This window comes from Leifsonia poae, from assembly GCF_050632865.1.
Taxonomy (GTDB): domain Bacteria; phylum Actinomycetota; class Actinomycetes; order Actinomycetales; family Microbacteriaceae; genus Leifsonia; species Leifsonia poae_B.
The window spans coordinates 373,063-393,910 of record NZ_JBODSA010000002.1 but is presented as its reverse complement, the minus strand read 5'-3'; the positions used below and the strand labels follow the sequence as shown (position 1 = coordinate 393,910).

The window sequence follows — 20,848 nt, the reverse complement described above, 5'->3', positions numbered from 1 at the left end:
CCGGCACTGAATTCCTCCCGATGCGGAGTGGCCGGGGAACGCCGTCCGTTGGACAGACTCTTCATGACTGCCACCTCGACGACTCCGGTGCCTGTCGCACCCAAGTTCCCGTGGACCGGGCTCATCGCACTCGCCACGGCCACCTTCCTCTCGGTCACGAGCGAGATGATCCCCACCGGCCTGCTGCCGGACATGAGCGCGTCTCTCGGCGTGAGCGAGGCGCAGATCGGCCTCCTGGTCACCGTGTTCGCGTTCACCGTGGTCCTGACCAGTGCGCCGCTGACCGCGTTGACCAAGCGCTGGTCACGGCACGGTCTGCTGATCGGCATCCTGGTCGTGCTCGGCCTCTCGAACGCCCTCACCGCGATCGCACCGAGCTACGAGTTCGTCGTCGGCTCGCGCATCCTGGGCGGGATCGCGCACGGCATGTTCTGGTCGATCGTCGGCGCCTACGCCGGGCACCTCGTCCCGAAGGAGCAGATCGGCCGCGCCGTCTCGATCACCCTGGCGGGCGGGACGCTCGCCTTCGTCCTCGGCGTGCCGCTGGGCACCTTCGCCGGGCACGTGTTCGGCTGGCGGCTGTCGTTCGGGACCATCGCGGCGCTGATGTTCGTCGGTGCGGTGGTCGTGTGGAGGTTCCTGCCCGCGGTCGAGCGGGATGAGGATGCTGTGGGGGTCCGCCGTCGCGACCGCACCACGCCGAAGCGGCGTGACCGCACCATCCCCGCCGTCATCATGGTCTGCCTCATCGCCGCCGTGACGATGGTCGGGCACTACGCCTTCTACACGTTCGTCGTGCCGTTCCTGACGGGCCCGATGGGCGTCCCCGCCGGCAACGTCGGCGCGCTGCTGTTCGTGTACGGGATCGCCGGGGCCGGCGGTCTGCTGCTCGCTGGATCGGTGCTCGGCCCGCGACCACAGCTCGGCCTGCTGCTCGCGCTCGGCGTGACGGGAGTCTCCGTCGCGGCGCTGGCGCTGGTCTACGCGCAGCCGGTCGCCGCGCTCATCGCCTTCTTGCTCTGGGGCCTCGCGTTCGGCGCCCTGCCGCCGCTGCTTCAGACGCGGCTGCTGCACACGTCGTCCGCCGCCTTCCGCGACACGGCAAGCGCGCTCTACACGACGTCGTTCAACATCGGCATCGGCGGTGGGGCCCTGCTCGGTTCGCTGATCTTCGACGCCGGCGGCCTCATGCTGCTGCCGTGGTGCTACGTCGCGCTGCTCGCCGTGTCGGTCGTGCTGGTCGGCATCGTCGGCCGCATGACCCGCGACCGCGACGCGGTCCCCGCCTGACGCCTCCCGCGCCGACACGAGCCGCCCGCGGCATCCATGGGTCGCAACGCGCCGTCATGACGCGCACGTAACGGCGTGTTGCGACCCATGGATGCCGACGGTTCGGCATGACGCAGCAGCCCGAGGCCGCCGCCCGACGGCTCGGCCATCCAGGGGACGCAACACGCCGTTATGGCCGGCGCGTAACGGCGTGTTGCGTCCCGTGGATGCGGGGCGGATGCGGAAAGGCAGGGCAGCGCGTCTCGCGCGATCTACTCGTCCCAACACGCCGTTATGGTGCGGGCCGTAACGGCGTGTTGGGACCAGTAGGTGAGGGCGTCGCGGTCAGGCGACGGGGGAGCCGTCGCGGAAGACGCGCTGGACCGCGAAGCGGTCGTCGAGCAGCACCGCGTCGCCGAGGTAGCGGGGCTGCAGCCTCCCGAGGTCGTGTCCGCGCCCGACGGCGGCGGCCGGCGTCTCAGTGACCGCACGCACGGCGTCGGTCACCGGCAGCCCCACCTCCTGCACCGCGCGCCGGAGGGCGTCGTCCAGCGTCAGCGTCGACCCCGCGATCGACCCGCCGCCCGCGAGTCGCGCGACGCCGTCGCGGACCTCCACCTCGAGCGAGCCGAGCAGGTAGTCGCCGTCGGCCGACCCGGCGGCGGCCATGGCGTCCGTCACGAGCGCCAGCCGTCCGGGAGCGGACGCGAACGCCATCCGCACCACCTCCGGGTGCACGTGGACGCCGTCGTTGACGATCTCGAGCGTCACGCCCGGCGTGCGCGCGGCCGCCGCGACCGGCCCGGGCGCCCGGTGGTGCACGCCGGGCATCGCGTTGAAGGCGTGCGTCAGGATGCTCGCCCCGGCGTCGAAGGCCGCCAGCGCCTGCTCGTAGGTGGCACCCGTGTGCCCGACCGCGACCGCGACGCCGGCGGACGAGAAGGCGCGAACCGCATCCATGCCGCCCGGCAGCTCGGGCGCGATCGTGATCTGTCGGAGGGTCCCGTCGGCCGCCGCGAGCAGCGTCTCCGCATCGGCCGGTGCGGAGGCCCGCAGCAGCGACGGCTCGTGCGCTCCCTTGTGCCCGACGTCGAGGAACGGCCCCTCCAGGTGAGAGCCGAGGACGCGCGAGTCCGACGCCATCAGCGAGGCCACGACCCGCACGCGGGACGCCAACGCCTCCACCGGCGCCGTGACCAGCGAGATCACCGCCCGCGTCGTCCCGTGCTGCTGGTGCAGGTCGAGGCCGCGCGCGATCCCTTCGGCGCCGTCGTCGAAGCTCCCACCCCCGCCGCCGTGCACATGGATGTCCACGAACCCGGGCGTCAGCCACCCGCCCCGCGCATCCGTCGTCTCGACATCCGCCGTCGACCGCCACGACGTGCTGCTCCCCACCTCCGCGACGACTCCGCCCGCGAACCGCACCCAGGCGTCCTCGACGACCGTCCCGCCGTCGACCAGCCGCGCCGAGTGGATGAGGTGGTCGCCGCTCACGCGACGATCACCTCGAAGCCCGCCTCCACGAACGCGGTCCGCTGCTCGGCGGTGATCCCGTCGTCCGTGATGAGCGTCGTCAGCACCTTCGGTCCGCCGAGCGTGGCGAACGCCTTCCGGCCGATCTTGGACGAGTCCGCCACCACCACGGCGCGGGTGGCCCGCCGCGCCATCAGGGAGTTGACGCTCGCCTCGCCCTCGTCGTGGACGGTCGCGCCGACCACCGGGTCGATGCCGTTCACGCCGATGAACGCGATGTCCATCGTGATCTTCTCGAGCACCACGTCGCTGTACGGGCCGACGAGCTCGTACGACCGTGCGTGCACGACGCCGCCGGTCACGACGGTCTTGATCTGCGGGCGCATGACGAGCTGCGCGGCGATGTTGATGGCGTTCGTCACCACGGTGAGGCTGGGATGCGGCGACGGCTCCATGAGGTCGGGCCGCGAGCCGAGCACGGTCGCGACGGCGGTGCTCGTCGTCCCGCCGCACAGCCCCACGACGGCCCCGCGCGGCACGAGCGCGCTGGCTGCCTGCGCGATCCGCAGCTTCTCGGGAGCGTGCTGCTCCCGCTTGTAGCGGATCGGCAGGTCGTACGCGACGGACTGCCCGATCGCGCCGCCGCGGGTGCGGGTCAGCAGCTGCTGCGAGGCGAGCGCGTCCAGGTCGCGGCGCGCGGTGGCGGCCGAGACGTCCAGCTTCGCGACGATGTCGTCGACCTCGACCTGACCGGCCTCGGCCAGCAGGTCGAGCACGGCGTTGAGCCGTTCCGCTCTGTTCATCGGTGTCCCGTCTCCACTCGGCCCGCGGCGTCGCGGCTCGCGACGTCGAACACGGTCATCAGGCGCGCCGCCTCCGCCGTCACCGCGGTGCGTCCCTCCCGGATGTACTTCCGCGGATCCACGGCCTCCGGATGCGCATCCAGGTAGCCGCGGATGGCGTCCGTGTAGAACCGGTTCAGGTGGGTGGAGACGTTGACCTTGGTGATCCCGGCGCGGATCGCCTGCTCGATGGTCTCATCCGCGACCCCGCTGGACCCGTGCAGGACCAGCGGAACGGGCACGGCGTGTCGCAAGCGTGCGATCAGGTCCAGGTCGAGCGCGGCGGTGCGCTCGGTCATGGCGTGCGAGCTGCCGACGGCCACGGCGAGGGCGTCGACGCCCGTCTCCGCCACGAAGCGGCGTGCCTCGTCGGGGTCGGTGCGGACCCCGGGGGCGTGTGCGCCATCCTTGCCGCCGATCTCGCCGAGCTCCGCCTCCACGAGCACGTCGTTGGCGTGGGCGTGCTCGACCACTCGGATGGTCGCGGCCACATTGCGGTCGTAGTCGAGGGTGGATCCGTCGAACATGACCGAGCCGAACCCGGCCTCCACCGCGCGCCGGGCCAGCTCCTCGTCCTCGGCATGGTCGAGGTGGACGGCGACGTGCGCGGTCGACTCGGCGGCGAGTGCGAGGGTGGCCGCAGCGATCGGCTCCAGCGCCCCGTGGTACGCGACGGCGTTCTGCGAGAGCTGCAGGATGACGGGCAGGCCGGTCTGCTCGGCGGCGTCCACCAGCGCTTCGGCCGTCTCCAGCTGGATGACGTTGAAGGCGGCGAGGCCGGTGCGGCGGCCGACGGCGGCGTGCAGCAGGTCGGCGGTGGGGACGAGGGGCATGGCGGCTCCGGCGGTGGGGCGGTCGGTGGATGGAGTCAGCCGGTCACGAGGCGCGCCTCGAGCTCCGGATAGGACGGGTGGAGCTCGCCGGCGAGCGGCGCGAGGACGGCGGCGGCCGACCACGCGACGGCGCGGCGGAGCAGGAGGGCGGGGTCGGAGACGCCCGCCGCGAGCAGGCTGGCGACTGCTGCGACGGCGGCGTCCCCAGCCCCGGTCGGGTTGCCCACCAGCGGCTGGGCCGTTCGCAGGTGCAGCGGTTCGGCCGAGTCGGTGACGGCGAGCATCCCCTCGGCCCCCAGCGAGACCAGCACGAGCCCGGCCCCGGCGTCGATCAGGGCGCGGGCGCCGGCGACGGGATCGTCGTTGCCGGTCGTCTCCGCGAGCTCGCGCCGATTGGGCTTCACGACGCTCGCGCCGGCTTCGGCCGCCAGCACGAGCGCGGTCCCGACGGCGTCGATCACGCTCGGGATGCCGCGCTCCGCCGCGATGGCGACCAGGCCGGCGTAGAGGTCGTCCGGCGCGTCCGGAGGGAGGCTGCCCGAGCCGACGACGCAGGTGGCCGGGACCGCCAGCCGTGCGGCCGCATCCCGCAGTGCCGTCCACTCGGCCTCCGTCAGCGACCCACCCGTCTCGTTGATCACGGTGGTCTCGCCCGCCGACTCGTCGACGATCGCGATGCTGCTGCGCGTCGGGGACGCCACCGCGACCAGCTCGTTCGGGAGCCGCGACGCCTCCAGGTCGTCCGCCAGCCGGAGGCCCGACGGCCCGCCGGCGGTGGTCAGCACGACGGCCGCGCCGCCGGTCTGGGCGACGACCCGGGCGACGTTGAGCCCTTTGCCTCCCGCGCGGACGGCCGGGGAGCGGCGCGGTGCGTCTCGCCCGGGTCCAGTGCGGAGACGCGGTAGGTGAGGTCGAGGGCCGGGTTCGGCGTGACGGTGAGGATCACGGCGCGGGCTCCGCGACGGGCCGCGCCCCGACAGCGAGCAGGTCGCGCGCCCGCAGGGCCGCGCCGATGAGTCCGGCGTTCTCGCCGATACTCGCGGGCAGCAGCACCGGGCGGCGGTGGAAGGTGAGGATCGCGTCCAGCTTCTCCGTGAGCGGCACGAACAGCGCGTCACCGGCCTGCGCCAGCCCGCCCCCGATGACGATCGCCTCCGGCGCGAGCAGCGCGACCGTGTGCGACAGGTCGAGCGCGAGCGCATCCAGCGCCGAGTCCCACACCTGGCGCGCGACGGCGTCGCCGGCCTCCGCGCGCTCCAGTACCTCGCGGGCGCCCGGCACCGCTGCGCCGGTGAGGGCGTTGTACCGCCGCGCGATCGCAGCTGCGGAGGCCACGGCCTCCAGGCAGCCCGTCCCGCCGCACGCGCACAGCGGCCCGTCGGCGACCCGGGAGTGGCCCATCTCGCCCGCCATGCCGCCGCCGGTGTGGAGGCGCCCATCGAGGAAGATCGCGCCGGCGATGCCGGTCCCGATCGCCATCACGACGACGTCCCGGTAGGGGGCCGCCGCTCCGAGTCGATGCTCCGCCTCGCCCGCGCCGCGCACGTCGTGGCTGAACGAGACCGGCAGGCCCAGCGCCTCCCCGGCCCGCGCACGGAAGGGGAAGTCCCGCCAGCCCAGGTTCTCGGCGAACACGCCCACCCCGGCGTCGTCGTCCACATGACCCGGCACGAGCAGGCCGGCGGCCTGGGGGACGACGGAGGGATGCTCGGCCGCGAACCGGGCGGCGAGCTCTGCGGCAGCCGCGACGACGGCCTCGCCGGTCGCGGTCCCGGCGTGCGGTGTCGGGATGCGGACGACCGACAGCAGCCTGCCGTCGCCGTCGACGAGCGCGGCCTTCATGTCGGTCCCGCCGACGTCGAACGCCAGCACCGGCGCGCCGCTCCCGAGCGGGGCGGCGGCCGGTGCCTGCGGGTCGAGAGCGGTAGTCACGAGGGGAGGATGACCGATCGGGTGAGGTTGCGCGGGCTGTCGGGGTCGAGGTCGAAGCGGCGGGCGCGGGCCAGGGCGACGCGCTGCGCACGGACGAGGTCGGCCATGCCGTCGATCGGCTGGTCTTCGAAGCGGGCGCCGGTGACGGCGAGGTCGCCGGAGAGTCCGACCGGGGCCTCACCCAGCATCCACGTCACGCGGCCGGGAGCCGCGATCGAGATCGGGCCGTGGCGGTACTCCTTCGCCGGGTACGACTCGGTCCACGACTGGGAGGCCTCGCGCATCTTGAGCGCCGCCTCGTGCGCAAGCCCGACCGTCCATCCGGCGCCAAGGAACGCGTACTGCTCGGCGTCGACCAGCTCGTCGTCCAACTCCTCGTCGATCGCAGCCGCGGCCTGGTCGATCGCGGGCGCGAGGTCGTGGCCGAGGGAGGCGCGGACCAGCGCGAGCGCGGTCGTCGCGAAGCGGGTCTGCACGACGGACTGCTCATCGGCGAAGGGGAGGCGGATGGCCGTGTCGACCAGGTCGACCAGGGGCGTCTCGGGGTCGCCGACGATGCCGACCGTGCGGGCGCGGACGCCGGCGGCGCGCACGGCGTCCAGCAGCTCCAGGACCTCGGTCGTCGTCCCGGAGCGGGTGATCGCGACGATCGCGTCGTAGTCCCGCGTGAGCACCGGCGCCTCGGACGCCGCGAACGCGTCGGTCACTCCGTGACCCGCGGCCTCGCGGAGGGAGGCGTACGCCTGCGCCATGAACCACGACGTCCCGCAGCCGACCACGGCGATGCGCTCGCCGGCCGCCGGCAGCAGCGCCTGCTCCTCGCGGAGCCCGGCGGCGGTCGCCCAGGTCTCGGGCTGCGAGCGCAGCTCGGCCTCCATGTGGGCCCCTCCGGGGATGCGTGCGTCACTGATCGCTCCTGTTCTGTCGATTGGGACTAATGATCGCTGATGATCGATCGCTCTGTCTAGTAATCATGTTCAATCGTTTCTCGGATCGAATGCGGGGATTCCGCGGGTCGGTGTAAACGCCATGTAACGATCTCCCGCTTGGTTCTTGACGCGAGCGTCCGTACGCGCCATGCTTTCGAGCATCCATTGAGTGCAAGTGCTTGTTTCAAGCAAAAACAAATCACTATGCATCACCAGCTACGCATCGTCGCGCAGGCACCATCGCAGTGACGGTTCGTGTAATTCCCTTCGAGAAGTGAGGAAGCAATGAAGAAGTCACTGCGGTGGGGAGCGGCGGTCGCGACAGCGGCGGTCGCCACCATGACGCTCGCCTCCTGCGGCTTCAGCGGCGGGTCCGGAGGCTCGTCCGGCGGCGCGCAGACGCTCGACCTGATGGTGGCGAGCTATTCGGACAACACCAAGGCCGAATGGCAGCAGATCATCAAGGACTTCGAGGCCAAGAACTCCGACATCAAGGTCAACCTCGACGTCGAGTCCTGGACCGACATCAACAACGTCATCAAGACGCGCATCCAGGCCCAGAAGCAGCCCGACATCCTGAACATCGACGCGTTCGCGGGCTTCGCGGCCGACGACCTGCTCTACCCGGCCAAGGACATCGTCTCGTCGTCCACGCTGAACGACTTCCAGGACGCCTTCAAGAAGAACGCGAGCATCGACGGCACCCAGTACGGCCTGCCGTTCATCGCCTCCGCCCGTGCCCTCTTCTACAACAAGGACGACTTCTCCAAGGCCGGCATCTCGGCCCCGCCGAAGACCTGGGCCGAGTTCGAGGAGGACGCGGGCAAGCTCAAGGCCGCCGGCGTCACCCCTACGGCATGCCGCTCGGCAGCGAGGAGGCGCAGGCCGAGACCGCGCTCTGGTTCTACGGAGCCGGCGGCGGCTACGGCGACGCCAAGAAGCTGACCATCGACAGCCCCGAGAACGTCGAGGGCGCCACCGAGATGCAGAAGATCATCAACCAGGGCTACACGGAGCCGAACCCCGGTTCGACCAACCGCACGCCGCTGCTGAACGTCTTCATCCAGGGTCAGCTCGGCATGCAGGTCGGCCTCCCGCCGACAGTCGGCCAGATCAAGGACAAGAACCCGTCGCTGCAGTACGGCATCGCGCCGATCCCGACCAAGGACGGCTCGCCGTTCACGCTCGGCGTCGCGGACCACCTGATGGCGTTCAAGAACAAGACCGACAAGACCGCGTCGATCAAGAAGTTCCTCGACTACTTCTACTCGAAGGACGTCTACTCGACCTGGGTCAAGGCGGAGGGCTTCCTGCCCACCACCAAGTCCGGCGCGGACGTGATGGGCTCGGACGAGACCATCAAGCCGTTCCTCGACCTGCTGCCGAACGCCAAGTTCTACCCGTCCACCAACCCGAACTGGTCGGCCGCGCAGGGCGCGATCCAGGCCCAGATCGGCCAGCTCGGTCAGGGCGCCAAGCCCGAGGACCTGCTGAAGTCGATCCAGGCGAAGGCCGACGGCCAGTAAGCCGGAGACCGGCATCCAGGTATGACCAGCACTGCTGAAGCAACCCGCGCGGGGGCGGCCACCGGCCGTCCCCGCCGCGGGGCGTCCCCAAGCCCCGGACCGGCGCGTCCGACCTGTGGCACGCCGTGCCGTGGACGCTGCCCGCCCTCATCCTGATCTTCGGCGTGGTCCTGTTCCCCGCCGGCTACATGATCTACAACTCCACCCGGAAGATCTCGCTCGCCGGCGTGGACCACGGATCGGTCGGCTTCCAGAACTACGCGACCGTGCTCTCCCGCCCGGAGCTCCCGGGCATCCTGCTCAACACCCTGGTCTGGGTCGTCTCGGTCGTCGTGATCACCGTCGTGATCTCGCTCGCCCTCGCCCAGTTCCTCGACAAGAACTTCCCCGGCCGGCGCTGGGTGCGGATGGCGATCATCGTCCCGTGGGCGGCGAGCGTGGTGATGACCACGACCGTGTTCGTCTACGGCCTCGACCCCTTCTACGGGATCATCAACAAGTTCCTGGTCGACATCCACCTGCTCGCGGAGCCGTTCGGCTTCACGAAGGAGCCGGTGCCCGCGTTCATCTCGTCGATCGGCATCGCGGTGTTCGTCTCGCTGCCGTTCACGACGTACACGATCCTGGCCGGGCTGGCCGGCATCCCCGGCGACATGCTCGAGGCGGCGAAAGTGGACGGCGCCAGCGCGTTCCGCTCCTACTTCAGCGTCACCCTGCCGAACCTGCGCAACGCGATCGCCCTGGCCACGCTGATCAACATCATCAACGTGTTCAACTCGCTGCCCATCCTGAAGCTGATGACCGGGTCCATCCCCGGCTACAAGGCGGACACGACCACCACCTACGTGTTCAAGCTGCTGCAGAACGAGCAGCGGATCGACCTGTCGAGCGCGCTCAGCGTGATCAACTTCCTGATCGTGCTCGTCGTCGTCGGCCTGTACCTGTGGATCGTGAAGCCGATGAAGGAGGTCTCGTGACCGCCCCCGCACCCGTCGCGCTCGCCGGAGCCGGAGCCCCGGCCGCTCGCCGGCGCCGTCCGCGCGGCGCGAGCTCGCCGTGGCGCACCGTCGTCAAGGTGATCGCCGGCATCGTCATCGCCCTGGTCTTCATCGCGCCGTACCTGATCATGCTGGTCGGCTCGTTCAAGAGCAGGAACAACATCCTCGCCGTCCCGCCGACCTACCTGCCCGAGCAATGGCATCCCGAGAACTACATCACGATGTGGTCGACGCCCGAGACGCCGCTGCCGTACAACCTGATCTCGACCATCGTGATCGCCGTGTTCGCGACGGCGCTCGTGCTGCTCGTCTGCGTCCCGGCGGCGTACTACACGGCGCGGTTCCGGTTCCCGGGGCGAGGGATCTTCCTGTTTCTCGTGATCGTGACCCAGATGCTGCAGCCGACGGTGCTCGCCACGGGCCTCTTCAAGGAGATGGTGGCGCTCGGGATCAACGACACCTGGCTCGCGATGATCCTGGTGAACGCCGCGTTCAACCTGGCGTTCGCCATCTGGATCATGCACAGCTTCTTCTCCGGCGTCCCGAAGGAGGTCGACGAGGCCGCCCAGCTCGACGGCGCCGGCAAGTGGACGGTGCTCTTCCGGGTGCAGCTGCCCCTGGTCTGGCCCGGGATCGTGACGGCGATCATCTACACGTTCGTGGCGTCCTGGAACGAGTTCGCGGCGAGCCTGGTGATCCTGTCGACGGACGCGAACCAGCCGCTGTCCGTGGCGCTCACCAAGTTCGTCGGGCAGTACGACGCGGCCTGGCAGTACGTGTTCGCGGTGTCGGTCGTGGCGGTCATCCCCGTGGTGATCCTGTTCATGCTGATCGAGAAGCGGCTCGTGGGCGGGTTGACGGCGGGCAGCGTGAAGTAGGGCCCCAAGTCAACCGGTCCCCGCGCACATCCCGCGCGGGTACCATCCAAGAGGCGAAATCAGCGGGGCGGCCTCACGGATGGGACGATGACAGCGGAAACCACGAGCACCCGGCGACCGGTTCTCACGGCCGCACCGCTCGCCGTACCCCGGCGGCTGCGGTTCGCCGGCCGCGAGGTGCCCTGGTGGGCGGCGGTCCTCGTGATGTACGCCGTCTCACGGCTGCTGACGACGGCGCTCATGCTGGCGCTGTTCATCGCCGCGAACGTGGGGCACTGGGAGTACGCCAGCCCGCGGATGGATCCCACGTTCTTCACGTTCTCCGGCGCCTGGGACGGCGCCTACTACAGCCAGATCGTGGAGCAGGGCTATCCGACGTCGCTGCCGCTCGACGCCGACGGCTCGGTGCAGCAGAACCCCTGGGCGTTCCTGCCGCTGTACCCGATCATCGTGCGGGCGCTGACCTTCGTGACCGGGATGGACTTCTACCCGGCCGGGGTGGCGGTCGCCATGGTGTTCGGCGCGGCGGCGAGCATCGTGCTGTTCCGCCTGGTCGCGGCGCGCGCGGGCGTGTCCAGCGCGTTCTGGGCCACCGCGTTCTTCTGCTTCGGGCCGCTCTCGTTCGTGCTGCAGATCGCGTACGCCGAGAGCCTGTTCTTCTTCCTGATGTTCGGGGCGCTGCTGATGATGATCCAGCGGCGCTACTGGCTCATGCTGCCGTTCGGGGTGGCTGCGGCGTTCACGCGCCCCGGCGCGCTCGCGTTGCCCCTGGCGCTCGCCATCGTGCTGCTGATCCGGATGCTGCAGGTGCGGCGCGGCGGCGAGCCGTTCCGTCCGCGCGAACGGCTGAGCATGATCGTGGCGGGCGCCGCGATGGCTGTCGCGGGGATGGCGTGGCCGATCATCGCCGCGGCGGTGACGGGGACGGGCGACGCCTACGTCGCGACCGAGCTGTCGTGGTGGACCGGCTTCATCGGCAAAGTGGCGTTCATCCCGCTGACGCCGTGGTTCCTGCTCAGCTGGCGGTACCTCAGCATCCTGGGCGCCCTGATCGTGATCGGGATCGTGGCGGGCTTCGTCTGGATCGTGACCCGGCCGTCGGTGCGCGCGCTCGGGACGGACGTGGTCGCGTACGCCGTCAGCTACGGGCTCTACCTGTTCGCGGTGTTCCTGCCGCAGCAGAGCACGTTCCGGCTGCTGCTGCCGCTGTCGCCGCTCGCGGGGGCGCGGGGGCTGACGCGCAACCGCCGGGCGCGGAGGGCGACGCTGATCGCGTGCATCGCGCTCCAGCCGGTGGCGCTGGCGCTGCTGTGGTTCATCGGGTACCCGTGATCTATCGGGCAGCCTCCGTTACCTCGGTCGCAGGCTCCCTCGGCGCTGGGGTCGCGGCACCGCTCCGCGCTGCCCCTGAGCTCCACCGCGCGGGCCACGCCACTTCCGGCACGCGCCGATAGTTCGTCCCCGCCGCATCCCAGTGCTCGGCGAGGGACGCGAGCCGGTCGGAGAAGTCCGCCAGGTCGCGCGCCGCGACCACGGGCTCGGTGTCGGCCGGCGCGGTCGACCAGCCGACCTCGGCCACCGCGGCGAGCCGCGGGAAGACCATCTGCTCCACCTCTTCGATCGTCGCGACCGTCTCGGTCCAGAGCGGCGCCTCCACGCCCAGGATGTGTGCATCCCCGAGGCCGGGGACGATGCGCGCCGGGTCCCAGAAGAAGGAGTCGCGGAGCGTGGTGGGGGAGCCTGTCCAGTCCTGCCCGATCGGGTCGCCCTCGGCGTACACGATGTCGAGGTAGGCGACGTCGGACGGCGACATGATCACCGATCCGCCGTCGCGGACGAAGGAGAGCGCCAGTTCGGCGGCGCGGCCGCGCGGGGCGGTGAAGTCCCAGTACTGCCCGATCGTGCCGGCGGGGAGGCCGCCGGCCTTGCCGACCTCGTGCCAGCCGACGGGCGTCTTGCCGTTCTCCGCGACGACGCGGAACGCATCCTGCACGAACGCGGCGAAGTCGGCGTCGGTCGTGCTCAGGCACTCGTCGCCGCCCAGGTGGAGGTAGGGGCCGGGGGTGAGCGCCGCGACCTCGCGGATCACGTCGCGAACGAACCGCTGCGTGACCGGGTCGCCGGTGCGCAGCGTGCTGAAGCCGACCTCCGAACCGGTGTAGAGCGCCGGCGCGACCCCGCCGGGGTTGAGCTCGGGATAGGACGCGAGCGCCGCGTTCGTGTGACCGGGCATGTCGATCTCGGGGACGACGGTGATGTGCCGCTCGGCCGCGTACGACACGAGGTCGCGGAACTGGGCCTGCGTGTAGAAGCCGCCACGGCTGCCGTCGCTGCCGGTCGAGCCGCCGATGCGGGTCAGCTCGGGCCACGACTCGATCTGGATGCGCCAGCCCTGGTCGTCGGTCAGGTGCAGGTGCAGATGGTTCAGCTTGAGCAGGACGATCGCGTCGATGAAGCGCTTCACCTCGGCCGGCGTGAAGAAGTGGCGCGCCACATCCAGCATCGCGCCGCGGTACGCGTACCGGGGGTTGTCGTGGATGCGGACGGCATCGATGGACAATGGCTCCCCGTCGCAGGCGGCGGGCAGCAGCTGGCGCAGAGTCTGCACGCCCCAGAAGGCGCCTGCGGTCGTCGCAGCCCCGATCCGGACGGCCTCGGCCGAGACCTCGAGCGTGTAGCCCTCGGCGCTGTCCGACCCGTCCTCATGTGGTCCCTCGCCGGGTGCGATGACGATCGCGATGTCGCCGTAGGCGGGCGGTTCCGCCACGATCGCGGGCTCGCGGCCGCAGTCCGACGCCAGTTCTGCGGACAGCAGACGGGCCACTCCGTCGGCGCCGATTCCCGCGACGCTGATGCGCGCGGCGTCGGTCAGCACGAACGGTGAGGCCGCGGAATTCTCGGTGCGGACGGGGCGGGGCACGACCACGGTGGGCTCCTGGAGGCTCGGGGGAGTGCGGACCGGCCGGCACCGCCACCCCCGCTGGTCGACCAGAAGCGAGTATTGCAGGGCTCCTAACTAATGGGCAAGGGTTCCGGCGGGTGCCTGCTTTGCTATGCTGTCCCACGTCGCAACTGGCGCTCAGATGGTCACCATCGGGGAGCGACACGCAACCTCCTTGAACACGGGTGGATTCGGCCGCGCGCCTGGGTCGATACGCAGATGATCCATCCCTGTACGAAGGAGCCGGTTTTGACCGACACGTTGCCCTCCACGTTCACAGCGCCTCTCTCCGAGGTCGACCCCGAGATCGCCGAAGTGCTCCAGCTGGAGCTCGGCCGCCAGCGCGACTACCTCGAGATGATCGCGTCCGAGAACTTCGTGCCGCGCGCCGTGCTCGAAGCGGTCGGATCGGTGCTCACCAACAAGTACGCGGAGGGCTACCCGGGCCGCCGCTACTACGGCGGCTGCGAGTACGTCGACATCGCCGAGCAGCTGGCGATCGACCGCGCGAAGGCCCTCTTCGGCGCCGAGTACGCCAACGTCCAGCCGCACTCGGGCGCTTCGGCCAACGCCGCCGTGCTGTCCGCCATCGCGACGCCGGGCGACACCATCCTGGGTCTGGAGCTGTCGCACGGCGGCCACCTGACGCACGGGATGAAGCTCAACTTCTCGGGCAAGCTCTACAACGCCGTCTCGTACGGCGTCGACCCCGAGTCGTTCCTCGTCGACATGAACGTCGTGCGCGACAAGGCGCTCGAGCACAAGCCGCAGGTCATCATCGCCGGCTGGTCGGCCTACCCGCGCCAGCTCGACTTCGCCGCGTTCCGCGAGATCGCGGACGAGGTGGGCGCCAAGCTGTGGGTCGACATGGCGCACTTCGCCGGCCTCGTCGCCGCTGGGCTCCACCCGTCGCCCGTGCCGCACGCCGACGTCGTCTCGTCCACGGTGCACAAGACCATCGGCGGCCCGCGCTCCGGCTTCATCGTCAGCCGCGACACCGAGCTCGCCAAGAAGCTCAACTCCAACGTCTTCCCGGGCCAGCAAGGCGGCCCGCTGATGCACGTGATCGCCGCCAAGGCGACCGCGTTCAAGCTCGCCGCGACGGAGGAGTTCAAGGACCGCCAGGAGCGCACCATCCGCGGCGCGCAGATCCTGGCCGAGCGCCTGACCGCCGACGACTCCCGCGCCGCCGGCGTGGACGTGCTCACCGGCGGTACCGACGTTCACCTGGTGCTCGCCGACCTCCGCACCTCGGAGCTGGACGGCCAGCAGGCCGAGGACGTGCTGCACGAGGTCGGCATCACGGTCAACCGCAACGCGGTGCCGTTCGACCCGCGCCCGCCGATGGTGACCTCGGGTCTCCGCATCGGCACGCCCGCGCTCGCGACCCGCGGCTTCGGCGACACCGAGTTCACCGAGGTGGCCGACATCATCGCGCTCGCGCTGCGTCCTGTCGCCGACACGAAGGCGCTGCGCGCCCGCGTCGACGCGCTCACCTCGGCCTTCCCGCTCTACCCCGGCCTGACCGCGTCCGGCCAGGAGGGCTTCCCCGTCGAGCTCCCGTCCTCCATCTGATTCCCACCCCTCCGTCGAGTACACGAAGAGTGCACGCCGCCACGGCGTGTCCCGTGCATTCTTCGTGTACTCGATGGCGGAAACGCAAGGAGTGAGTGTGACTGCGCAGATACTGGACGGCAAGGCGACCGCGAGCGAGATCAAGGCGGAGCTGCGGGCCCGGGTGGGAGCGCTGCGCGAGAAGGGGTCGTGCCGGGGCTCGGCACCATCCTCGTCGGCGACGACCCCGGCTCGCAGTGGTACGTCGCGGGCAAGCACCGCGACTGCGCGGAGGTGGGCATCGCCTCCATCCGGCGCGATCTGCCCGCGGACATCTCGCAGGCGGAGCTGGAGGCCGTGGTCGAAGACCTCAACGCCGACCCCGACTGCACCGGCTTCATCGTCCAGCTGCCGCTGCCCGCGCACCTCGACACCCACGCGATCCTCGAGCTGGTCGACCCGGCGAAGGATGCGGACGGCCTGCACCCCACGAACCTCGGCCGCCTCGTCCTCAACGCCAACGACCCGATCACCTCCCCGCTGCCGTGCACGCCGCGCGGCGTGATCGAGCTGATGGTGCGCCACGGCGTCGACCTGCGCGGCGCGGATGTGGTGGTCGTCGGGCGCGGCGTCACCGTCGGCCGCTCCATCGGCGCGCTGCTCACCCGGCGCGAGTTCAACGCGACGGTCACCCTGACGCACACAGGGACGCGGTCCCTCACCGAGCACCTGCGCCGGGCCGACGTGATCATCTCCGCGGCGGGCGTCGCTGGACTGATCACCGCCGACGACGTGAAGCCCGGCGCGGTCGTGCTCGACGTGGGCGTGAGCCGGGTCGAGGACCCGGTGACCGGCAAGAGCGTGGTCGCCGGAGACGTCGCGCCCGAGGTGGCCGAGGTCGCCTCCTGGATCTCGCCCAACCCCGGCGGGGTGGGGCCGATGACGCGCGCTCTGCTGCTGCAGAACATCGTCGAGGCGGCGGAGAGGGAGCTCGCATGACCGAGGAATCAGCCGAGCGGACGCATCCGGCCGTCGAGCGCGTCGAGGCGGCCCTGCTCGCGGCCGGGGTGGAGCCGCGCGTGCGCTGGTTCCACACGGCGACGCCGACCGCCGTCGCGGCGGCCGCGGAACTCGGCGTCGAGGTCGGCGCAATCGCCAACTCCCTCGTCTTCACGCTCGACGGGGAGCCGCTGCTCGTCATGACCTCGGGCGCGCACCGCGTCGACACCGCCTTCCTGGGCGAGCGGCTGGGCGGCCGCATCCGCCGCGCCGATCCGGACACGGTCAAGGCGGCGACCGGCCAGACCATCGGCGGGGTCGCTCCCGTCGGCCATCCCGCGCCGCTCCTCACGGTCGTCGATGAAGCGCTGGCCGGTTACCCCCAGGTCTGGGCGGCGGCCGGCCACGCCCACACCGTCTTCCCGACCACCTTCGACGAGCTGGTCCGCCTCACCCACGGCACCCCGTCCCCGTCACCCCCTGACCCCTCCCTCGAGTACACGAAGAGTGCACGCCCGCACGGCGTGTCGCGTGCACTCTGTGCGGACTCGATGGCGGGTGCAGCGGGGCGGGGTCAGCGGTCGATGACGACGATGAAGCGGCGGCGGACGACGCGCTCCCCGGTGGCGCCGGTCAGCTCGTCGAGAGCGGTCAGCACGCGATCCAGGATGCGCGGACGCAGCGGCAACTCGGCTTCGTCGGGCTGATCCACTGTCCCGGGCGGGTAGGCGACGCCCGGCGTCGCGGACATTTCGACGTGCGCGCCGCGAAGCTCGTTCACCGGCGCGGTGGGATCGTCGCGGAAGCGGATCAGCCGCTCGATCGTCGCCCGATACTGCGGCAGATCGCGCACGTAGAGGTGCGCGGGCAGCACCGTGTCGCCCGTGAACAGGATGCCCGTCTGACGGTCGAAGAAGACCACCGCCGAGGGTTCGTGGCCCGGGCCGCCGATGACGTCGATCACGCGCCGTCCCAGATCGAACGGCACCGTCTCGTCCGGCCACGACCGGAAGCCGAAGAAGCCGATCACCTCCGCCGGGCTCGTGCCGACGACCGTCGTTCCCGGCCGGTCCCGCAGCAGCGCGTCCCCGGCGATGTGGTCGCCGTGCGCGTGCGAGTGCGCCACGACCAGCGGATACGGGCGCGTGAAGACCGCGGGGTTGCGGCGCAGCCAGTCGGCGGTCAGCCGCTCCACGGTCGACCGCAGCGGGAACACGCGCTCGTCGGACGTGGCGCCCGTGTCGATGAGCAGCGACCGATCCCGCCCGAACAGCAGGTAGAGGAACGGCGCCTCCCAGTGGGATGCCTTCGGCTGTCGCACCTGCGCCGTGTCCGGGTCGAGCCAGGTCACCTGCGGCTCGGTCGAGTGCGTCTCCATCACCTACCCCATCCAACCCCTGCCGGGTAAAGCGCAGGTGAACAGCGGCGCGCCGCGAAGTCAGTCCTCGCGGCGGGCGCCCTCCGACGCGCGCACGGTGAAAAGGTCCGGCTGTCCGAAGCCGTGCTCCGCGAATGCGCCGTCGAGCGCGACCAGCACGCGGCTCACGGCGTCCGACGGCACGAGCGCGATCGCCGAGCCGCCGAAGCCGCCGCCCGTCATGCGAGCGCCGATGGCGCCGTTCGCCTGGGCCGTCTCGACGGCGAGGTCGAGCTCCGGCACCGAGATCTCGAAGTCGTCACGCATGGACACGTGGGAGGCGTCGAGCAGCGGGCCGATCGCGGCCGGGCCCTCCTCGCGCAGGGTCTCCACGGTGTCGAGCACGCGCTGGTCCTCGGTCACGATGTGGCGGACGCGGCGGAACGTCACGTCGTCGAGCAGTTCGCGCGCCCGGTCGAGGTCGGCGACCGACACGTCCCGCAGCGCCTCGACGCCCAGGATGCGCGCACCCTCCTCGCAGGAGCGGCGGCGGTCGGCGTACCCGCCGGTCGCGTGGGCATGGGTCACGCCGGTGTCGATGATGAGGAGTTCGAGCCCCGCGTCCTCGAGCCCGAGCGGCACGATCTGCGACTCGAGGGACCGGCAGTCGAGGAAGACGGCGGCGTCGCGCTCGCCGAGCAGGGACGCCGACTGGTCCATGATTCCGGTCGGCGCGCCGACGGCGACGTTCTCGGCCCGCTGCCCGACGCGCGCGAGGGTGCGGCGGTCGAGTCCTAGCCGCCAGATCTCGTTGAGGGCGACGGAGACGGCGCTCTCGATCGCGGCCGAGGACGACAGTCCGGCGCCGACCGGCACGTTCGAGTCGATGAGGATGTCGACGCCCGGCACCGCGGCCAGGTCGGCACCGAACTCGCCCAGCGACCAGGCGACCCCCAGCGGGTACGCGGCCCAGCCGCTCAGCGCCTCCGGCGTCAGCTCGTCGAGGGATACCTCCACCAGCTCGTCCGCGAAGGTGCTGCCGACCCGCAGGACCCGGTCGTCGCGCACGCCGACAGCGGCGACCGTGCGGCGGTTGATCGCGAACGGCAGCACGAAGCCGAGGTTGTAGTCGGTGTGCTCGCCGATCAGGTTGACCCGGCCGGGCGCCGACCAGACGCCGTCGGGTTCGCGGCCGAACACCTGGGCGAAGTCGTCGCGGACGCCGGTGCGCAGGTCGGTCATCGGTCAGCCTCTCGATCGGAGTCGGTGGTGTCGGGGGTGGTGGCGGCCACGGTCACGAGCTCGGTCACCTCGACCGGCAGCGGGCCGACAGGGTTGGCCGCATCCGCCCGCGCGATGGCCTCGCGGACCGCCGCGGCGGCCTGCTCCGGCGGGACGTCGCCGATCCAGGCGCCCATCGCCGCCTCGGAGCCGGCCAGGAACTTCAGCTTATCCGCCCCGCGCCGCGGCGACGTCAACTGCAGCATGAGCCTGATCTCGTCGCGCCGGACGCCCACGGGTGCCTGGTGCCAAGCGGCGATGTACGGGGTGGGGGAGTCGTAGAGCGCGTCGACGCCGCGCAGCACCCGTAGGTAGAGCGTGGCAAGCTCGTCGCGCTCGGCCGCGTTCGTCTCGGCCAGGTCGGCGACGTGGCGGTGCGGCAGCACGTGGATCTCGATCGGCCAACGCGCGGCGAAGGGCACGAACGCCGTCCAGTGCTCGCCCGCCAGCACCACGCGCTCGGACGCCCGCTCGCGCTCGAGGATGTCCGCGAACAGCGTCGGCCCGTACGCGTCGAGCGACCGGATCAGCGCCGTCGTGCGCGGGGTGATGTACGGGTACGCGTAGATCTGCCCGTGCGGGTGATGCAGCGTGACGCCGATCGCCTCGCCGCGGTTCTCGAAGGGGAACACCTGCTGCACGCCGGGCAGCGCCGAGAGCGCGGCGGTGCGGTCCGCCCACGCCTCGATCACCGTGCGCGCGCGCGACGGCGTCAGGCTGCCGAACGCGCCGGTCGTCGCCGGGCTGAAGCAGACGACCTCGCAGCGGCCGACGGAGGTGCGGGTGCGCCCGAGGCCGACCTGGGCCAGGTCGTCGACGCCCTGCGGTGCGTTCTCGTCCTCCGGAAGCGGGCCGAACGACGGCGACTTGTTCTCGAACACCGCGACATCGTAGAGATCGGGGATCTCGGAGGGATTCGTCGGGCTCGCCGGCGCCAGCGGATCGAGTTCCGCGGGCGGGAGCATCACGCGGTTCTGGCGTGCGGCGGCGATGGACACCCACTCGCCGGTGAGCGGGTCCTGCCGCATGGTCGCCGTCGCGGGACGCGGTGCCGGCTCCCGGAGGTCGGGCTTGCGCTCGGGGCGAAGGGTCGTGTCGGCGTCGTCGTAGTAGATGAGCTCCCGGCCGTCGGAGAGACGGGTGGGGCGCTTCGTGATCGCGGCCATGCCATCCTTTCGATTTCGAAAGCAAGGATACGTGGACGCTTTCGTATTGACAAGATATCGCAAGCGTTCCAGCATGGACGCATGAGCGAACCGCTGCCCGCCGCGCTCCGCCGCGAACGGATGCTCGAGTTGATCGGGCGCGCCGGTTTCGCCCGTGTCTCCGACCTCAGCGAGGCGTTCCAGGTCTCCGACGTCACCGTGCGGAGCGATCTGGATGCGCTCGACCGCGAGCAGAGCATCCGCCGGGTCCACGGCGGCGCCGTCCTCCGCGCCGCGGGCGCCAGGGAGCCGAGCTTCGAGGAGGCGCTGGAGTCGTCCGCCGACGAGAAGCGGCGGATCGGCCACGCGGCGGCCGCGATGGTCGTCCCCGGCAGCAGTGTGCTGCTCGACGTCGGCACGACGACCGCCGCGATCGCCCGCGCGCTGGTCGAGCGCGACGACCTCGACGACGTCACGGTGATCACGAACGGCCTGACCATCGCGCTGGAGCTCGAGCGCGCCATCCCGCGCTTCGAGGTCGTCGTGACGGGCGGCACCTTGCGGCCGCTGCAGCACTCGCTGGTCGAACCCCTCGCCGCCGTGCTGCTGGAGCGGGTGCACGCCGACGTGGCGTTCATCGGCTGCACGGGCGTGCATCCCACCGGCGGCATCACCAATGTCAACCTGCCGGAGGCCGACCTCAAGCGGGTGATGGTCGGCTCGGCCGAGCGGGCCGTGGTTGTCGCCGACGGCAGCAAGCTCGGCCGCACCCACCTGGGCCGCATCGCGGGGCTCGCCGACGTCTCGCAGCTCATCACCGGCTCGTCGGCCGACGACGCAGAGGTGCGGGCGCTGCGGGAAGCGGGGCTCCCTGTGGTCGTGGCCTGAGGC

General features: G+C 71.2%; 18 protein-coding genes, 2 pseudogenes and 1 riboswitch. Of the genes and pseudogenes, 10 read left to right on the top strand and 10 right to left on the bottom strand.

Translation table 11 applies throughout. The features are described from left to right. The first annotated feature begins 63 nt into the window (after window positions 1–63). A complete protein-coding gene (locus tag ACRAWB_RS09175; RefSeq protein ID WP_431353054.1) occupies window positions 64–1,290 on the top strand; it encodes an MFS transporter in 1,227 nt (408 codons plus the stop codon). 324 nt (window positions 1,291–1,614) lie between these two features. Here the strand turns inward: ACRAWB_RS09175 and nagA are convergent, their stop codons facing one another. The 6 genes from nagA to ACRAWB_RS09145 are packed head-to-tail and all read right to left on the bottom strand — an operon-like array spanning window position 1,615 to window position 7,227. Then, window positions 1,615–2,763, bottom strand: a complete 1,149-nt coding sequence (gene nagA, locus ACRAWB_RS09170; protein ID WP_431353053.1) for an N-acetylglucosamine-6-phosphate deacetylase — start codon at window positions 2,761–2,763, stop codon at window positions 1,615–1,617. Then, the gene (locus tag ACRAWB_RS09165; protein WP_431353052.1) at window positions 2,760–3,545 is read right to left on the bottom strand and encodes a DeoR/GlpR family DNA-binding transcription regulator; all 786 of its coding nucleotides are present in this window, start codon (window positions 3,543–3,545) and stop codon (window positions 2,760–2,762) included. Before ACRAWB_RS09165 ends, nagA begins: the two co-directional genes overlap by 4 nt. Beyond that, window positions 3,542–4,417: a class II fructose-bisphosphate aldolase gene (locus ACRAWB_RS09160; RefSeq protein ID WP_431353051.1), complete on the bottom strand. Its 876-nt coding sequence runs from the start codon at window positions 4,415–4,417 to the stop codon at window positions 3,542–3,544. The genes ACRAWB_RS09165 and ACRAWB_RS09160 overlap by 4 nt, the downstream gene beginning before the upstream one ends. Before the next feature lie 35 nt (window positions 4,418–4,452). After that, on the bottom strand, window positions 4,453–5,397 hold the full coding sequence (locus ACRAWB_RS09155; protein WP_431353171.1) for a 1-phosphofructokinase family hexose kinase: 945 nt from the start codon (window positions 5,395–5,397) through the stop codon (window positions 4,453–4,455). Further along, a complete protein-coding gene (locus ACRAWB_RS09150; RefSeq protein ID WP_431353050.1) occupies window positions 5,360–6,349 on the bottom strand; it encodes an ROK family protein in 990 nt (329 codons plus the stop codon). Before ACRAWB_RS09150 ends, ACRAWB_RS09155 begins: the two co-directional genes overlap by 38 nt. Then, window positions 6,346–7,227 carry an SIS domain-containing protein gene (locus ACRAWB_RS09145; RefSeq protein ID WP_431353049.1) on the bottom strand — a complete coding sequence of 294 codons (882 nt, stop codon included), beginning with the start codon at window positions 7,225–7,227 and terminating at the stop codon, window positions 6,346–6,348. The genes ACRAWB_RS09150 and ACRAWB_RS09145 overlap by 4 nt, the downstream gene beginning before the upstream one ends. A gap of 336 nt (window positions 7,228–7,563) precedes the next feature. Between ACRAWB_RS09145 and ACRAWB_RS09140 the strand changes: the two genes are divergently transcribed. The 5 genes from ACRAWB_RS09140 to ACRAWB_RS09120 all read left to right on the top strand — a co-directional run bounded on the left by ACRAWB_RS09140 (window position 7,564) and on the right by ACRAWB_RS09120 (window position 12,012). Continuing rightward, window positions 7,564–8,223: an extracellular solute-binding protein gene (locus ACRAWB_RS09140; protein WP_431353048.1), complete on the top strand. Its 660-nt coding sequence runs from the start codon at window positions 7,564–7,566 to the stop codon at window positions 8,221–8,223. Beyond that, window positions 8,136–8,804, top strand: a complete 669-nt coding sequence (locus tag ACRAWB_RS09135; protein WP_431353047.1) for an extracellular solute-binding protein — start codon at window positions 8,136–8,138, stop codon at window positions 8,802–8,804. Before ACRAWB_RS09140 ends, ACRAWB_RS09135 begins: the two co-directional genes overlap by 88 nt. Window positions 8,805–8,929: 125 nt before the next feature. After that, window positions 8,930–9,781 carry a carbohydrate ABC transporter permease gene (locus ACRAWB_RS09130; RefSeq protein WP_431353046.1) on the top strand — a complete coding sequence of 284 codons (852 nt, stop codon included), beginning with the start codon at window positions 8,930–8,932 and terminating at the stop codon, window positions 9,779–9,781. Then, window positions 9,778–10,680, top strand: coding sequence for a carbohydrate ABC transporter permease (locus ACRAWB_RS09125; protein ID WP_431353045.1), 903 nt, complete (start codon window positions 9,778–9,780; stop codon window positions 10,678–10,680). Before ACRAWB_RS09130 ends, ACRAWB_RS09125 begins: the two co-directional genes overlap by 4 nt. Window positions 10,681–10,767: 87 nt before the next feature. Further along, window positions 10,768–12,012: a hypothetical protein gene (locus ACRAWB_RS09120; protein WP_431353044.1), complete on the top strand. Its 1,245-nt coding sequence runs from the start codon at window positions 10,768–10,770 to the stop codon at window positions 12,010–12,012. Between the two features lies 1 nt (window position 12,013). Here ACRAWB_RS09120 and ACRAWB_RS09115 read toward each other — a convergent pair whose 3' ends face one another. After that, window positions 12,014–13,606: a family 20 glycosylhydrolase gene (locus ACRAWB_RS09115; protein ID WP_431353043.1), complete on the bottom strand. Its 1,593-nt coding sequence runs from the start codon at window positions 13,604–13,606 to the stop codon at window positions 12,014–12,016. A 132-nt stretch (window positions 13,607–13,738) separates the two neighbouring features. Continuing rightward, a riboswitch (ZMP/ZTP riboswitch) is annotated at window positions 13,739–13,837 on the top strand. Window positions 13,838–13,870: 33 nt separating this feature from the next. Between ACRAWB_RS09115 and glyA the strand changes: the two genes are divergently transcribed. The 3 genes and pseudogenes from glyA to ACRAWB_RS09100 form a co-directional block, all read left to right on the top strand. Then, window positions 13,871–15,196, top strand: a complete 1,326-nt coding sequence (gene glyA, locus ACRAWB_RS09110; RefSeq protein WP_431353042.1) for a serine hydroxymethyltransferase — start codon at window positions 13,871–13,873, stop codon at window positions 15,194–15,196. A 97-nt stretch (window positions 15,197–15,293) separates the two neighbouring features. After that, a pseudogene (locus ACRAWB_RS09105) lies at window positions 15,294–16,174 on the top strand (bifunctional methylenetetrahydrofolate dehydrogenase/methenyltetrahydrofolate cyclohydrolase). Beyond that, window positions 16,171–16,644: pseudogene (locus ACRAWB_RS09100) on the top strand (YbaK/EbsC family protein); the annotation flags it as partial. The pseudogenes ACRAWB_RS09105 and ACRAWB_RS09100, both read left to right, overlap by 4 nt. A gap of 104 nt (window positions 16,645–16,748) precedes the next feature. Here the strand turns inward: ACRAWB_RS09100 and ACRAWB_RS09095 are convergent. The 3 genes from ACRAWB_RS09095 to galT are packed head-to-tail and all read right to left on the bottom strand — an operon-like array spanning window position 16,749 to window position 19,978. Beyond that, window positions 16,749–17,552, bottom strand: a complete 804-nt coding sequence (locus tag ACRAWB_RS09095) for an MBL fold metallo-hydrolase (protein WP_431353170.1) — start codon at window positions 17,550–17,552, stop codon at window positions 16,749–16,751. Window positions 17,553–17,612: 60 nt separating this feature from the next. Next, the gene (gene galK, locus ACRAWB_RS09090) at window positions 17,613–18,773 is read right to left on the bottom strand and encodes a galactokinase (RefSeq protein ID WP_431353041.1); all 1,161 of its coding nucleotides are present in this window, start codon (window positions 18,771–18,773) and stop codon (window positions 17,613–17,615) included. Continuing rightward, window positions 18,770–19,978 carry a galactose-1-phosphate uridylyltransferase gene (gene galT / locus ACRAWB_RS09085; protein ID WP_431353040.1) on the bottom strand — a complete coding sequence of 403 codons (1,209 nt, stop codon included), beginning with the start codon at window positions 19,976–19,978 and terminating at the stop codon, window positions 18,770–18,772. The genes galK and galT overlap by 4 nt, the downstream gene beginning before the upstream one ends. An 81-nt stretch (window positions 19,979–20,059) precedes the next feature. Between galT and ACRAWB_RS09080 the strand changes: the two genes are divergently transcribed. Then, a complete protein-coding gene (locus tag ACRAWB_RS09080; protein WP_431353039.1) occupies window positions 20,060–20,845 on the top strand; it encodes a DeoR/GlpR family DNA-binding transcription regulator in 786 nt (261 codons plus the stop codon). Window positions 20,846–20,848 lie beyond the last annotated feature (3 nt).